General features: G+C 42.0%; 19 protein-coding genes. 3 read left to right on the forward strand and 16 right to left on the reverse strand.

Translation table 11 applies throughout. The features are described from left to right. The first annotated feature begins 339 nt into the window (after nt 1-339). Nucleotides 340-1,104 (forward strand): polysaccharide deacetylase family sporulation protein PdaB, encoded by a 765-nt coding sequence (gene pdaB, locus EV579_RS18745; RefSeq protein ID WP_133745007.1) that lies wholly within the window; start codon nt 340-342, stop codon nt 1,102-1,104. Here pdaB and EV579_RS18750 read toward each other — a convergent pair. After that, nucleotides 1,097-1,699 (reverse strand): KinB-signaling pathway activation protein, encoded by a 603-nt coding sequence (locus tag EV579_RS18750; protein ID WP_073203503.1) that lies wholly within the window; start codon nt 1,697-1,699, stop codon nt 1,097-1,099. The two genes, pdaB and EV579_RS18750, sit on opposite strands and share 8 nt — an antisense overlap. A 90-nt stretch (nt 1,700-1,789) precedes the next feature. Here EV579_RS18750 and gerD point away from each other — a divergent pair, with 90 nt between their 5' ends. After that, nucleotides 1,790-2,374 carry a spore germination lipoprotein GerD gene (gene gerD / locus EV579_RS18755; RefSeq protein WP_024425617.1) on the forward strand — a complete coding sequence of 195 codons (585 nt, stop codon included), beginning with the start codon at nt 1,790-1,792 and terminating at the stop codon, nt 2,372-2,374. A gap of 41 nt (nt 2,375-2,415) precedes the next feature. On the opposite strand, the gene EV579_RS18760 is transcribed toward gerD, so the two are convergent. The 3 genes from EV579_RS18760 to EV579_RS18770 form a co-directional block, all read right to left on the reverse strand. Further along, on the reverse strand, nt 2,416-3,474 hold the full coding sequence (locus EV579_RS18760) for an Mrp/NBP35 family ATP-binding protein (RefSeq protein WP_024425873.1): 1,059 nt from the start codon (nt 3,472-3,474) through the stop codon (nt 2,416-2,418). A 103-nt stretch (nt 3,475-3,577) separates the two neighbouring features. Beyond that, nucleotides 3,578-4,291, reverse strand: coding sequence for an N-acetylmuramoyl-L-alanine amidase CwlD (gene cwlD, locus EV579_RS18765; protein ID WP_024425615.1), 714 nt, complete (start codon nt 4,289-4,291; stop codon nt 3,578-3,580). A gap of 58 nt (nt 4,292-4,349) precedes the next feature. After that, nucleotides 4,350-4,793: a DUF2521 family protein gene (locus EV579_RS18770; RefSeq protein WP_044333888.1), complete on the reverse strand. Its 444-nt coding sequence runs from the start codon at nt 4,791-4,793 to the stop codon at nt 4,350-4,352. 152 nt (nt 4,794-4,945) lie between these two features. Between EV579_RS18770 and EV579_RS18775 the strand changes: the two genes are divergently transcribed. Continuing rightward, on the forward strand, nt 4,946-5,515 hold the full coding sequence (locus EV579_RS18775) for a DUF4825 domain-containing protein (RefSeq protein WP_044333887.1): 570 nt from the start codon (nt 4,946-4,948) through the stop codon (nt 5,513-5,515). 36 nt (nt 5,516-5,551) lie between these two features. Here EV579_RS18775 and EV579_RS18780 read toward each other — a convergent pair whose 3' ends face one another. The 12 genes from EV579_RS18780 to EV579_RS18830 form a co-directional block, all read right to left on the reverse strand. Then, nucleotides 5,552-6,229: a serine hydrolase gene (locus EV579_RS18780; protein ID WP_254241446.1), complete on the reverse strand. Its 678-nt coding sequence runs from the start codon at nt 6,227-6,229 to the stop codon at nt 5,552-5,554. A 14-nt stretch (nt 6,230-6,243) separates the two neighbouring features. Then, nucleotides 6,244-6,630, reverse strand: coding sequence for a serine hydrolase (locus EV579_RS19325; RefSeq protein WP_279586127.1), 387 nt, complete (start codon nt 6,628-6,630; stop codon nt 6,244-6,246). Between the two features lie 107 nt (nt 6,631-6,737). Then, nucleotides 6,738-7,211: a GNAT family N-acetyltransferase gene (locus tag EV579_RS18785; RefSeq protein ID WP_133745008.1), complete on the reverse strand. Its 474-nt coding sequence runs from the start codon at nt 7,209-7,211 to the stop codon at nt 6,738-6,740. Between the two features lie 126 nt (nt 7,212-7,337). Beyond that, on the reverse strand, nt 7,338-7,862 hold the full coding sequence (locus EV579_RS18790; protein WP_044333885.1) for a GNAT family N-acetyltransferase: 525 nt from the start codon (nt 7,860-7,862) through the stop codon (nt 7,338-7,340). A 177-nt stretch (nt 7,863-8,039) separates the two neighbouring features. Next, nucleotides 8,040-8,432: a 30S ribosomal protein S9 gene (rpsI, locus tag EV579_RS18795; RefSeq protein WP_007496354.1), complete on the reverse strand. Its 393-nt coding sequence runs from the start codon at nt 8,430-8,432 to the stop codon at nt 8,040-8,042. Nucleotides 8,433-8,452: 20 nt separating this feature from the next. Further along, complete coding sequence (gene rplM, locus EV579_RS18800) at nt 8,453-8,890, reverse strand: 50S ribosomal protein L13 (protein WP_003217042.1); 438 nt, start codon at nt 8,888-8,890, stop codon at nt 8,453-8,455. Nucleotides 8,891-9,055: 165 nt separating this feature from the next. Then, nucleotides 9,056-9,799 carry a tRNA pseudouridine(38-40) synthase TruA gene (gene truA / locus EV579_RS18805; RefSeq protein WP_133745009.1) on the reverse strand — a complete coding sequence of 248 codons (744 nt, stop codon included), beginning with the start codon at nt 9,797-9,799 and terminating at the stop codon, nt 9,056-9,058. Nucleotides 9,800-9,810: 11 nt separating this feature from the next. Then, nucleotides 9,811-10,608, reverse strand: coding sequence for an energy-coupling factor transporter transmembrane component T family protein (locus EV579_RS18810; protein ID WP_024425607.1), 798 nt, complete (start codon nt 10,606-10,608; stop codon nt 9,811-9,813). Further along, on the reverse strand, nt 10,605-11,474 hold the full coding sequence (locus EV579_RS18815) for an energy-coupling factor ABC transporter ATP-binding protein (protein ID WP_024425606.1): 870 nt from the start codon (nt 11,472-11,474) through the stop codon (nt 10,605-10,607). The genes EV579_RS18810 and EV579_RS18815 overlap by 4 nt, the downstream gene beginning before the upstream one ends. After that, a complete protein-coding gene (locus EV579_RS18820) occupies nt 11,450-12,292 on the reverse strand; it encodes an energy-coupling factor ABC transporter ATP-binding protein (RefSeq protein WP_008356549.1) in 843 nt (280 codons plus the stop codon). The genes EV579_RS18815 and EV579_RS18820 overlap by 25 nt, the downstream gene beginning before the upstream one ends. Nucleotides 12,293-12,418: 126 nt before the next feature. Beyond that, complete coding sequence (gene rplQ / locus EV579_RS18825; protein ID WP_003216944.1) at nt 12,419-12,781, reverse strand: 50S ribosomal protein L17; 363 nt, start codon at nt 12,779-12,781, stop codon at nt 12,419-12,421. Nucleotides 12,782-12,856: 75 nt separating this feature from the next. Further along, the coding region (locus EV579_RS18830; protein ID WP_279586128.1) for a DNA-directed RNA polymerase subunit alpha C-terminal domain-containing protein at nt 12,857-13,104 on the reverse strand (248 nt) is incomplete at its 5' end.

The raw sequence follows: 13,104 nt of genomic DNA on the forward strand, positions 1-13,104 counted from the left end.
CTGACTACCTATGAAGTATCATAGGATTTTTTATAAAAACTCGAATTAACAGGTACGTTTTGTCTTGTTTAGTTTTCAAAGATCATCTCCGCCGTTCTTAGCGGCTTTAATAATATAACATTTCGCTTCATCTTATGTCAACAACTTTTTTCAAGTTTATTTCCCGAAGCGTTTTGTGTTTATCACTGTGTGTCAGCGACGATTAATAATATATCACGAAAACATTCTATTGGTCAACGCCTTTTCAAAACTTTTTTTGAAATAGTTTTATTAAGCATCTTAAACCCTTGTCCTGCATACAATCAAGTAACAATCTTGGACAAGGCAGGAGTGTTTGAATTGAGTCGATTATATGTGTTGCCTATTAAACGGCTGAAGCAAGTTGTCATTATTCTTGTAGCAGCCCTTGCAGCTGCAACCTTTTTTTATGTACAAAAGGCACCGCCGCTGTCGGTATTTAAAACTGAACATGGACCCCGAGCCATTTATAAAGGCGAGACTTCATCAAAACATGTCTCTCTCACTTTTAATATTGGCTGGGGGGATGAGAAGGCTGTTCCTATTTTAAATGTCCTTCGAGAGTACGGTATAAAGAACGCCACTTTCTTTCTGTCTGCTTCTTGGGCTGAGCGTCATCCTGATATCGTGAAACAAATTAGGGAGGACGGCCACCAGATCGGAAGCCTCGGCTATGCTTATAAAAATTATAGCCAGCTTGAAGATAGTGAGATTAAGCAAGATCTTGTCCGTGCACAAAATACATTTCAAAAGCTTGGACTAGATGACATTCAACTATTAAGACCGCCAACTGGACAGTTTAACGAAAGAGCACTGAAAATTGCCACACAGTACGGTTATACCGTTGTTCATTACAGTATCAATTCACAGGATTGGCTGAATCCGGGTGTCGACCAGATTGTTCAGAATGTAAATGATCGAATGAAAAGCGGAGACATTGTTCTCCTTCACGCCTCAGATTCAGCAACCCAAACCGCTCAAGCCTTACCCGCTATTTTGAAACAAATAAAAGAAAAGCATTTAAAAAATGTGACGGTTGGCGAACTGATCTCCAATACGAAAACAAAGTCATCGGAAGTTAAGTAGCTTTCGCTTTTGAAAACCGCGGCATCGCTAACAGCTGAAACGCATTACAGCCTAATAGCGGGAATAGCATTAAATACAGCCAGTCCTCTTCATTGACTCTGAGCGCCGGGAACCATTCTAACGACGTGATGACGACCATGAGAAACATTGCAGAAACAAATGTTTTCTTAGAGGACTGCTGCTGTTTAAAGTAAGCCACGATCAATGCAAACACACCGATAAATAAAGGCAGCCACAAGTATGGAAGAAATGATTCATTCTCCCCGAAAAACAAAAATCGCAAGTAAGCTAAATCAAACAGCACAAAAATCACAAGAAACAGCTGAATGGTATTCCATAAAGAATGCGACCGAAAAATCTCTAACGCAAACCGGTGCACCGTCAAGAAGACAACAAACCCCATCTGGCTAATGACACTAAAGATCATCCCTACACCAATGAACCAAAACAACACAGATGCGATCTCTAGAATTTCAAAAGATATAAAAAGCTTCTGATATTTCCCCCACTCCAGCGCAAAGCCTACCACGCTTGTAATGACCGCTCCAACAGCTAGCACAGAGAAGAAAAAACGAACTAAATCCCGACTTTTCATTGAATTGATCCAACCCCTATTTTTGTTATGTATAAATTTACGTGAAACATTCATATTAAAAGTAAGACATGTAACGAAAGGAGCCACAGTATGTCAAAAGGCATCTTGCGTATAATGAGCTGTTTTCTTCTTTTATCTCTAACAGCTTGTGCTCCCAAAACCCAATCCTCATCTAATATGGACTATGACGAAACAAAAAAAATGGTCGTCGATATATTAAAGACAGATGACGGTAAAAAGGCCATTCAACAGTTATTAAATGACGAGGCAATGAATGAAGCTTTGGTAATGGATGAACAAACTGTGAAAAAAACGATAGAGAAAACACTGACTTCTGATAAAGGCAAAGAGTTCTGGAAAAAGGTCTTTGAGGATTCTAAATTTGCCGAGACTTTCGCAAAATCCATGCAGCAACAGCATGAAAGAATGTTAAAACAGTTAATGAAGGATCCTGACTATCAACAGCTGATGATGGATATTCTCAAGGATCCTGAGATGGAAAAGAAATACGGTGAACTTGTAAAAAGCAAAGAGTTTAGAAAGCACTTAGAAAAAGTCATTACGGAAACATTGAGCAGCCCTCTTTATAAGAAGAAATTCGAAGATGAGCTCAAAAAGGCAGCATCTGAAAGCGGCAGTGATTCCGGCTCGAAAGATAGCGAAGGAAGCGATTAGTTAAACATCACCCGAGTGGCGTTCATCCACTCGGGCTTTCATTATGCTTTCACTGCTAATTGTTCAATGACTTTATTCGCAATGTGTTGATACACTTCTCCTGTCGGATGACTTGCATCATAGACAGAAGGCGCGAAATCATCCTCATTCCAATCAGGCTGTCTTAAAGGAATTTGGCCAAGAACTGATACACGCAGCTCTTCAGCCAGCTTGTCCCCGCCGCCTTTTCCAAAGACGTATTCCTTTTCACCTGTTTTTTTGCTTTCATAATAACTCATATTCTCAACGACCCCGAGCACCTCATGATCTGTTTGCAGTGCCATTGCGCCTGCTCTTGCTGCAACGAAGGCAGCCGTTGGATGTGGTGTAGTGACAATGATTTCTTTACAGCTAGGCAGCATTGTATGAATATCAAGCGCTACATCTCCCGTTCCAGGCGGAAGGTCTAATAGTAAGTAATCTAATTCTCCCCACTCAACTTCGTGGAAGAAGTTATTTAACATTTTTCCAAGCATCGGTCCTCTCCAAATAACCGGTGCATTTTCTTCAACAAAAAAGCCCATTGAAATCACTTTGACACCAAAGCGCTCCACAGGAATAATTTTTTCCCCTTTAACTGTTGGTCTGACAGTGATTCCCATCATATCCGGTACACTAAAGCCATAAATATCAGCATCAATCAGTCCGACTTTTTTCCCTAGACGAGCGAGCGCTACAGCAAGGTTAACAGAAACCGTCGATTTACCAACGCCGCCCTTTCCACTCGCAATCGCTAAGAACTCAGGCGGATTTTTAGAGTTAAGCAGGGTTTCTTCCTCATCTTGTGATGGCATAAACTTTTCAAGTGTTTCCTGAGGAAGTTCTTCAAAACGAAGTCCTACTGTGTTAGCGCCAGCTGCTTTCAAGGCTTGTACGATATCTTGCTGCAGCTTCATCTGCTCAGCAGTGCCTGTTTTGGCAATAGCCACCTTTAGACTCACATGCTCTTTCTCAGGCTTTAGGCTGATTTCCTTGATGGCATCCAGCTCACCAAGCGGTATATGAAGGAAAGGTTCGTCCATCTTCCCAACTAGTTTTCTTACATCATCTTGTCCGATCATAGCAGAACCTCACCCTTTATTGAATTCGTTTACAATCCAAGTATATCATACATATCCTTACAATGTCTGTCCTGTTTGCCTGCGATCAAAAGGAAAAAGCCCCTTATTCAGGCGGCTCTTTTTGCTCTGTTAAATATCTTAAAATCCCTTTATAAATAGAGGCAGCAATTTGATCCTGATATTTAGGTGTTGCCAGCTGGCCAGCCTCTTTCGGATTGGAGAGAAATCCAATTTCCACAAGAGCTCCTGGCTTTGTGACATTTTGCATTAAATAAATGCCGTTGATCCGCTTCGCTTTTCGATCTGTGTTTTCAAGATTTCTGCGTAATTCATCTTGAATGAACTTCGCCGCCTTTTCATTCTCTTCATACTTTCCGTAAAAAAACGTCTGCGCTCCGCTCCATTTGTTCGATGGTATCGCATTTAAATGAATGCTTAAATAGAGGTCCGCTTCAGATTCATTGATAACTTTAACGCGGTTCCTTAAATCCTCCGCTTTCTTCCGGGCATAACCCTTTGTATTCTTTGATGATAAATCAGAATCATCCTCTCGGGTCATGAGAACAAGTGCTCCCTGCTCCTGCAAATAGTCACGTATCTTCATGGATACATCTAGCGCAATCTCTTTCTCAAGCAGCTCTCCTCCTACAGCCCCGCCATCTGGACCGCCGTGACCCGGATCTAAATAGATGATCTTCCCGCTTAGAGGCAAATTCCACGATTTCCAAGAATCATCATTTAGAAATTGAAACCTGAATAAGAATAAGAGGACAATAAACCCGATTAAAAACCCTGTCCACTTCAGCTTTCTTTTCATCCCTGTCCCTCCCATACACCATTATTTTATAGATATGGGACAAGGGCTGGAAATATGCTTAGTGCAGCCGAAGCTTGTGTCTTTTTTCTGATTCACGAAAGCCTTCCTGCCACCACATACTTAAAAAATCTTTCGCAAATGGATATAAACATGACATCTTCCGCTCCATACGGAACATATTCCCCCACGATTGCAAGCATCCTGCGAGCTCTTCAATCAGCTCAGCTTCCTCCTGGGAGGACCGTTTTTTGATATCGTCGAACGATTCCCCGTATTTACTCGACTCACCGTATCTCCCGCCAGCTAAAAAAGCTTCAATGGCGAAATCGATACAGCCATCACTCATAATCCCAGCTGGATCATCTGCAAATGGAAACAGCTTCTTTGTGAATTTCTCAGAAGCGGCCGTTACTTGTTGAAGAGACAATGTACGCAAAAGCTTCTTTTCAAGCGTGACATCTCTTTTTGTTTTTAGTTGATAAAATGAAAGCACTTCTGCCATGGACTGAACTCCTTTTTTCTTTGTATTGTTCGTTGGTTTGAACAAAACATGCAGTTCAGTAAATGGAAATGACGGCCTGTGAACGATCGGAATGGAAAATTGTGATAAAATAGACATTTACATATAGAAAGAACAATAAAGGGGCAAAATCAATGAAGAAATGGATGTATATCCTGCTGCTATTAACAGTCGTCTTATCTGCATGCAGCAGTCAAGCCACAGAGAAAAAGAGCGATATAAAAGGAATAGAAGACATATCCTTAAAACAACTTTCAACACACAAAAACACGTATCTCGGTGACAATTCAGCCATTCGTGAAATCTTATCAGATCTTCCTGGAGGCGTAATACGTGAATTTGAAATCATCGATGGAAAAGCATTAGACGTCACGTATGGAGTAAAAGAAAATGCAGGCTATACAGAAGAACAGTTTGACGCCTTCTGGTTTGATCAAAAGGATACGATCGAAAAAACGTATTTATACAACGCCATCGCACTTTTTATTCTTGTCGATAACGTAGAGCAAGTGACACTTAACATGAGCTCTAAAGACGAGCCGTCCGTCACGTTTAAAAGAAAACAGCTAGAAAAAGAGCTCCCTCACCCTTTTAAAAAGTACAAAGACGATACTGCGCTTTGGCAAAAGGAACTGGTTGATGGAGTTGTGAAGTCAAAAAAGAAACGCCAAGATGTATACAAAGCGTTTCCAATGCAGAAATAATAAAACAGAGGGATGTTTCCCTCTGTTTTTTGATGTTTATGTATTGAAAGCCTGTATCAATCGTTGTCGAAAGTTTTGATCCACTGCTGCAGTAAGCATAAATTCGTTGAATACTCCCCCAATCCAGTGAGAATTGTTCGCTTTCGGATCATTGATAAAAAGAGAAATGGATATAGAGGATGTATCTATTCTTCGATATAAAGCACCTGTGAAAACGAACAATGTTGCTCCGCCTTTATACCAAAGATATTGATCTGTTTCCTTTTTCATTGTTTCTCCCAGTACGATTTGGCTAAAAAGACTCTTTTCTTCTATTGTTAACAGCTCATCCTGGAGACGTTTCATAAAATGTGCATATTGATTGGTTGTAGACTTTGTCAACTTTTGCGTCAGTAATGATTGAATACGCCAGCCTAATAAGTTCTTTTTTTTCATTTTTTCTTCTAACGCCTTTTTATGCTCTGGGTCATTTTTCATGATATTAAAAATCTCATTCATTAGAGATTTGTATTGTTCTTCGGATACACCGCTCATTTTCTTGAATGCATCCCGCCGACGATCAGATACATAAGCGGACCACAAAATCATTGGCGTCAGCGGCATGAGTTCATCATGTTCTGTAAGACCTGCTTGTTTCATCTGATCATTGATCTTTTCTAAGCCCAGCCGGTCAATCAAATAATCCGTACAAGCATTCGAACTGAATTGCATCATCCCTTTGGCAACATCTAATAAAGTCGCATGCTCAGAAAAATCATTGACCTCCAGCCAGTACGCGTGCGCACCACCGTCTGTCTATCAATATAAAACCGCTCTATAGCAGACAATGCCACTTTTTCCTCTAGCTTAATGGCGCCGCTCGATACAGCTTTAACAAAATGAAATAAAACCACTAATTTCACCGTACTTGCAAGTGGTGTTTTTTGATCAGCATTCCACTCTAACATCACATCATCATTTTCAATGATTGTCACTGAAACGTCCTTTTTGTTTTTTGCGACAAATGTCAAAAGATCTTCCTTCGTTTTCTTCATATCTCTTTTATACAGCAAGACTTGAACCACCATGTAAAGTATGATCACACCTATGACAATTAGACCGATTTTGAGTAACATGTTTCTCCTTTCCAAATAACAGAGGATTTACATATTCAATATAACAAATATTTCAAATAAAGGAACCAAAAAGCAGAGGTTCGTGAATCCTCCGCTTCTTGATGTCCTTATTCATGGGGCAAATGCAGCTTCATTCCTTCATGAGTGGCTTCAAACCCTAATTTCTCATAAAAATGTCGTGCTTCTGGCCTCTGTTTATCTGTTGTCAGTTGAATCATATGACAGCCACGGTCGCTTGCGCGTTGAATGGCCCACTTTATAAGCAGCGAACCGACTCCTTTTCCTCTATGACTCGAAGCCGTACGAACTCCTTCGATGGATGCTCTCCATCCTCCTTGATAAGTAAGAAATGGCGTCATGGTTAACTGAAGAACACCAACTGCTTCTTCCTGATCACACGCAACAATGAGTTCAATATTTGGATCAGCATCGATTGATTGAAAGGCTTTGATATAGCTTTCTAATAATGGGCGAGTGTAACGCTCTCTCTTTTGACCTAACTTATCATCTGAAAGCATGAAGACGATTTTGTCGAGATCTTCTTGCACAGCTTCTCTAAATGTCAATTGATTTAAATTCAATGAAAGCACCTCCTATGATAGATGGAAGACTGTTTTTCACTTACTAAAATACCAGTTAAGAGCGTTCTCATATAAAAATTTGATCAGCTGCTTTTTCATCAAAGTACTTCATATCATGAAAACTGATCAAGCCCTCTTCACGAACCATTCCTCTTGTAAGATGGCATAGTAAAACTCATCCCACCACTCATGTCCTTGTGGTATACATTTTTTAAAATCCCCCTCTCTCCTCATCCCCATTTTCTCCATCACTCTCCACGATGGCACATTTTCAGGCTGACAAGTGGCAATGATCCGATGTAAGTTTAGTGTGTGAAAACCATGATGCAGGACAGCATAAGCCGCTTCTGATGCATATCCCTTGTTTTGATAGGCAGGATTGAAAACCCAGCCAATCTCATAAGTGTGCTCACCAAAGTAAGAATGAAACACGATATGCCCGATGCAAATCTGGTCTTCTTTTAATAGAACAGCAAAATTCTTGGCTGTTTTAAGACGATTATTTTTAACAAATTCCTGCGCATTTTCTTTAGAAAAAACACCTTCCGGAATATACTTCATCACTTCCGGATCAGAAGTATATGCATAGACATCCTGCCAATCATCCTCAGCAAATGAGCGAATGATACACCTTTCTGTTGTTAGATTCATATGACACCCCCTCCATAGACTTCGTTTTTTAAACAGAAACCTTGTTATAATCCTATTTTATATGTTTCCATACAGAAAAAAACACAAATAAAAAAGCACCAGCAGGATGCTGATGCTTTTTTTATAAGGTTTGTCTGTAACAAACCTTTGTAAAACGTCCATACAATATAAAATTGATTAACGTTTTGAGAACTGAGGTGCGCGACGAGCGCCTTTAAGACCGTATTTCTTACGCTCTTTCATACGAGAGTCACGAGTAAGAAGTCCAGCACGTTTAAGTGGTGTACGGTACTCAGGATCTACTTCTAGAAGAGCACGAGAGATACCGTGACGAATTGCTCCAGCTTGACCAGAGAATCCACCACCGTGAACATTTACAAGAACATCGTAGCTGTTAGCTGTTTCTGTGATGTTCAAAGGCTGTTTCACGTCTTCGATTAAAGCAGCGAATGGAATGTATTCAGTAATTTCACGATTATTAACGACGATACGGCCTTCACCTGGAACTAAGCGAACGCGCGCTACAGAACTTTTACGACGACCTGTACCGTAATATTGAACCTGTGCCAAATTGTTAACCTCCCTTATAATTAACCGCGAAGTTCGTAAACTTCAGGTTGTTGTGCTTGATGTGGATGCTCAGAACCACGGTACACATTTAATTTTTTGAACATTTGACGACCTAGTGGACCCTTTGGAAGCATACCTTTGATAGCAAGCTCCAACATTTTTTCAGGGTAGTTTGTACGCATCTCAAGAGCAGTTCTTTGTTTCAAACCACCTGGGTGCATCGTGTGACGGTAGTAAATTTTGTCCGTCAATTTCTTGCCAGTTAATTCGATTTTCTCAGCATTGATGATGATCACATGATCACCTGTATCAACGTGTGGTGTATAAGTTGGTTTGTGCTTACCGCGCAAAAGTGATGCTACTTCAGTAGAAAGACGACCTAGAGTCTTGCCTGCCGCATCAACAACTAGCCATTTGCGCTCAATTGTGCTTGCGTTCGCCATTGGTGTTGTACGCATGAGTTTCCCTCCTAAATAAATCAATGAATTTTCCTTGAATCAAATGCTACGTTCTATTTCAAAACACAGATAAGTCTTCCGGGGCTTATTTGTGGGGTTGAAATACATACCATATGATATCTTATAACTTTCTGCTTCCTGTGTCAAGAACATGTTACACCTGGTTTAGTTGTCATAGAAAACTTCCCATAAATACAGTCCGTGACTAGGCGCAGTCTTGCCTGCCGCTTCGCGATTTCGGGCGGCAAGCATGGCTTTTATCTCCTCAGGGTGAAATTTACCAGAACCGATTTCAAGCAACGTTCCAGCGATAATCCGCACCATGTTGTATAAAAAACCATTCCCTCTCACACGCATTTCAAGCCCGTCTGAGACGTTTCTCCACTCGAGGGCATAAATATCCCTCACCTTGTCCTGAACCTCTGTATTGGCCGCACAAAAGCTTGTAAAGTCATGTGTCCCAATCAGGTGCTCTGCGGCTTCTCTCATTTTATCGATGTCCAGCCGGTAAGGATAGTGGCAGGCATACTGTCTCGTGAACACATTTTGGTGGGTTTCTGTTGAGACCTTATAACGGTACTCCTTCGAAACAACACCAAATCTGGCATGAAACGAATCATCGACCTCCTCAGCCTTTAGAACACGGATATCACCCGGCAGCAGGCTGTTGAGGGCAAAAGGCCATCTCTCCATCGGGATCGAGAGCGGGGTCTCAAAATGGATGACCTGTCCCTTTGCATGAACACCGCTGTCCGTCCGGCCGGAAGCCACAATCGGAATCAGTTCATCCTGTTTGTGCATTCTTGCCAGGGCAGACTCTATCTCTGTCTGAACGGTTCGCTGCCCTGGCTGCACCTGATAGCCTTTAAAATGTGTCCCATCGTAGGATACGGTACATTTGACCTTCATCTAGGAATCACCTAATTTCTAAGCAGCACAAGGAGTGCTGTTAACAGGATGAATAGAAGCAGCGTGAACGTGTCCTTCATGCCCCAGACAAGCTGACGGTATTTCGTCCGTCCTTCTCCCCCGCGGTAGCCTCTCGCTTCCATCGCGGTCGCCAGTTCCTCTGCACGCTTAAACGCACTGACGAAAAGCGGAACAAGCAAAGGAACGATAGCTTTCAGGCGATCCTTTAAAGGTCCGCTTGTAAAATCAACGCCTCGTGCCATTTGTGCCTTCATGATTTTATCCGTCTCTTCTAATAACGTCGGAATAAACCGAAGAGAGATGGACATCATGAGAGCAAGTTCATGAACAGGCAGTTTGATTTTACGGAATGGGTGCAGCAGTTTTTCCATCCCGTCTGTCACTTCTATAGGCGTTGTGGTTAACGTAAGAAGTGTCGTCATCATAATGAGATAGACAAAACGGAGTGAAATGAAGATCCCCTGCTTTAGACCTTCTTCATAAATATTCAGAAAACCAAAGTGGAATAGCAAGGCGCCATCCTTTGTCATGAAAATATGCAGAATAAAGGTAAACAGGACAATCCATAGGATCGGCTTCATTCCCTTGAGAATAAAGTATAGCGGCACCTGAGAAACCATCACCACAAGAATGGTAAAGACACCTAACAGCCCGTAAGTGATGTAATTATTAGCAAAAAAGACAATAAAGACAAAAAAGAAAATTGATAACAGCTTTGTCCTTGGATCAAGACGATGGACAAAGGATGAGCCTGGCACATATTTGCCGATAATCATACTATCCATCATGATGTCGTGTCCTCCTGATAAAGAGCTGTTAAGGCTTCTGCCATCTCATCCATGGTCAGAAGCGGCCTTGGAAACGTAATACCAAGCTTTTCTTCTACAGTCTGCTGGAATTTAATCGTTTCTGGGAGGTCGAGACCAAACGAAGACATGTCTGTACGATTAGCAAACAACTCTCTCGGCGTGCCTGTCGCCTTCACTGTCCCTTTATGCATCACAATCATTTGATCCGCATAATGAGCGGCATCCTCCATACTATGTGTGACCAGGATCGTGGTAAGGTTTGCCTTTTGATGAAGGTCATAGAACATGTCCATGATTTCCTTCCGTCCGCGTGGATCCAGCCCAGCAGTCGGCTCATCAAGCACAAGCACTTCTGGCTCCATCGCTAAAACGCCTGCAATTGCCACACGTCTCATTTGACCGCCGCTTAGTTCAAAGGGAGATCGAGATAATAGGGATTCAGGAAGACCCACCAGTTTCAGCATCTCCTTCGCCTTCGCTTCTGCCTTCTCTTGAGGGACACCGAAGTTCATTGGACCAAAGCAGATATCCTTGAGGATGGTTTCCTCAAAGAGCTGATGTTCAGGAAACTGAAACACGATGCCTACCTTTTTCCGGAGAGGTTTCATATCCTTCTGCTTTTTATTGGCTTGTAAAATGGTCTCTCCAAGCGCAATGCTCCCCTTCGTTGGTTTGAGCAATCCATTTAAATGCTGCAGCAATGTAGACTTGCCAGAGCCCGTATGACCAATGACAGCGACATAGCTGCCCTCTTTGATGGAAGCATTGACATCATACAAAGCGAGACGCTCAAACGGCGTTTTCATTTGATAACGATGCTCTAATTCTTTGATCGTAATGTCCATAGCTCTTTCACCAATCCTTCTTGTGTCAAATGGGCATTTGCAAGCGGCACACCTTGCTGCTTCAATTGCTTGCTCAATCGATAAGAGAATGGCAGATCAAGTCCAATCTGAACCAGCTGTTCATCTAGTTCAAATACTTCCTCTGGCGTTCCCTCGGCAAATTTCTTCCCGCCATTCATCACAATGACGCGGTCTGCCTTGGCAGCCTCGTCTAAATCATGTGTGATGGAAATGACTGTGACGGTTCCTTGTTCCTTCAGTAGTCTAACAGTTTCTAACACTTCTTCACGGCCAATCGGATCAAGCATTGATGTTGCTTCATCCAAGATCATGATGTCAGGGCTTGCGGCAAGCACACCTGCAATGGCGACTCTCTGCTTCTGCCCGCCTGATAGATGGTGCGGCTCTTGATCAAGAAACTCCTGCATATTGACCTGTTTGACAGCCCAATCTACACGTTCTATCATCAATTCCCGCTCAACCCCGTTATTTTCTAAACCAAAAGCCACATCATCACGAACTGTTGAGCCCACAAATTGGTTATCTGGGTTTTGAAAGACCATTCCGACCTTTTTGCGAATATCCCAAACACTTTCTTCTTTGAGCTCAATCTCTCCAACCTTGACCGTACCAGCATCCGGTAAAATGAGCCCATTCAGCACACGGGCAAGTGTGGATTTACCTGAACCGTTATGACCAACAATGGCGAGCCATTCATTTTGATTCACATGCAGTGACACTTGATCTAAAGCGGGCTTGTCCGCATCCTTGTGATAACGAAATACAATGTCCTTTACGTCAATTAATGTCTTCCCCATCTCTACCGGACCTCCTCTCAGCTCAACCTCTTCTTTGCTTATTCCTAAAAAAAGCCGTAGTACCTAAAAAAGGGCATAGATCCAGTTATGAACTGTCCCGCCCTTTCTTAGATACACGATATGTGATTAAACTAATTCAATGACAGCCATTGGTGCGCCATCGCCGCGACGAGGTCCAAGCTTCATGATACGAGTGTATCCACCTTGGCGATCTTCGTAGCGAGTTGCAACGTCAGCGAATAATTTTTGAAGTGCATCTTGGTTTGTTTCAGCGTTAGCTACTTCATTACGAATGTAAGCTGCAGCTTGACGGCGAGCATGAAGATCTCCGCGTTTGCCAAGAGTGATCATTTTTTCAACTACAGAGCGAAGTTCTTTCGCACGTGTTTCAGTTGTTTCGATGCGTTCGTTGATGATCAAATCAGTCGTTAGGTCACGAAGCATTGCTTTACGTTGTGCACTAGTGCGTCCTAGCTTTCTGTATGCCATGTGATGTCCCCTCCTTAATTAGAGATGCTGTATGAATAAAAAACACACGAAAATCCTAGTTCACAATGAAACTAGTCAATCGTCTTTACGAAGACCCAGTCCAAGTTCTTCTAGTTTCGCTTTCACTACTTCAACAGATTTACGTCCAACGTTACGAACTTTCATCATATCCTCTTCTGTCTTGTTAGCAAGCTCTTGAACAGTGTTAATAACCGCACGCTTCAAACAGTTGTAAGAACGATAAGATAGATCAAGCTCTTCATTTGTCATTTCAAGCACTTTTTCTTTTTGGTCTTCTTCTTTCTCAACCATGATTTCAGCAT

This window comes from Bacillus sp. BK450 (assembly GCF_004364885.1).
Taxonomy (GTDB): Bacteria; Bacillota; Bacilli; order Bacillales; family Bacillaceae; genus Bacillus; species Bacillus safensis.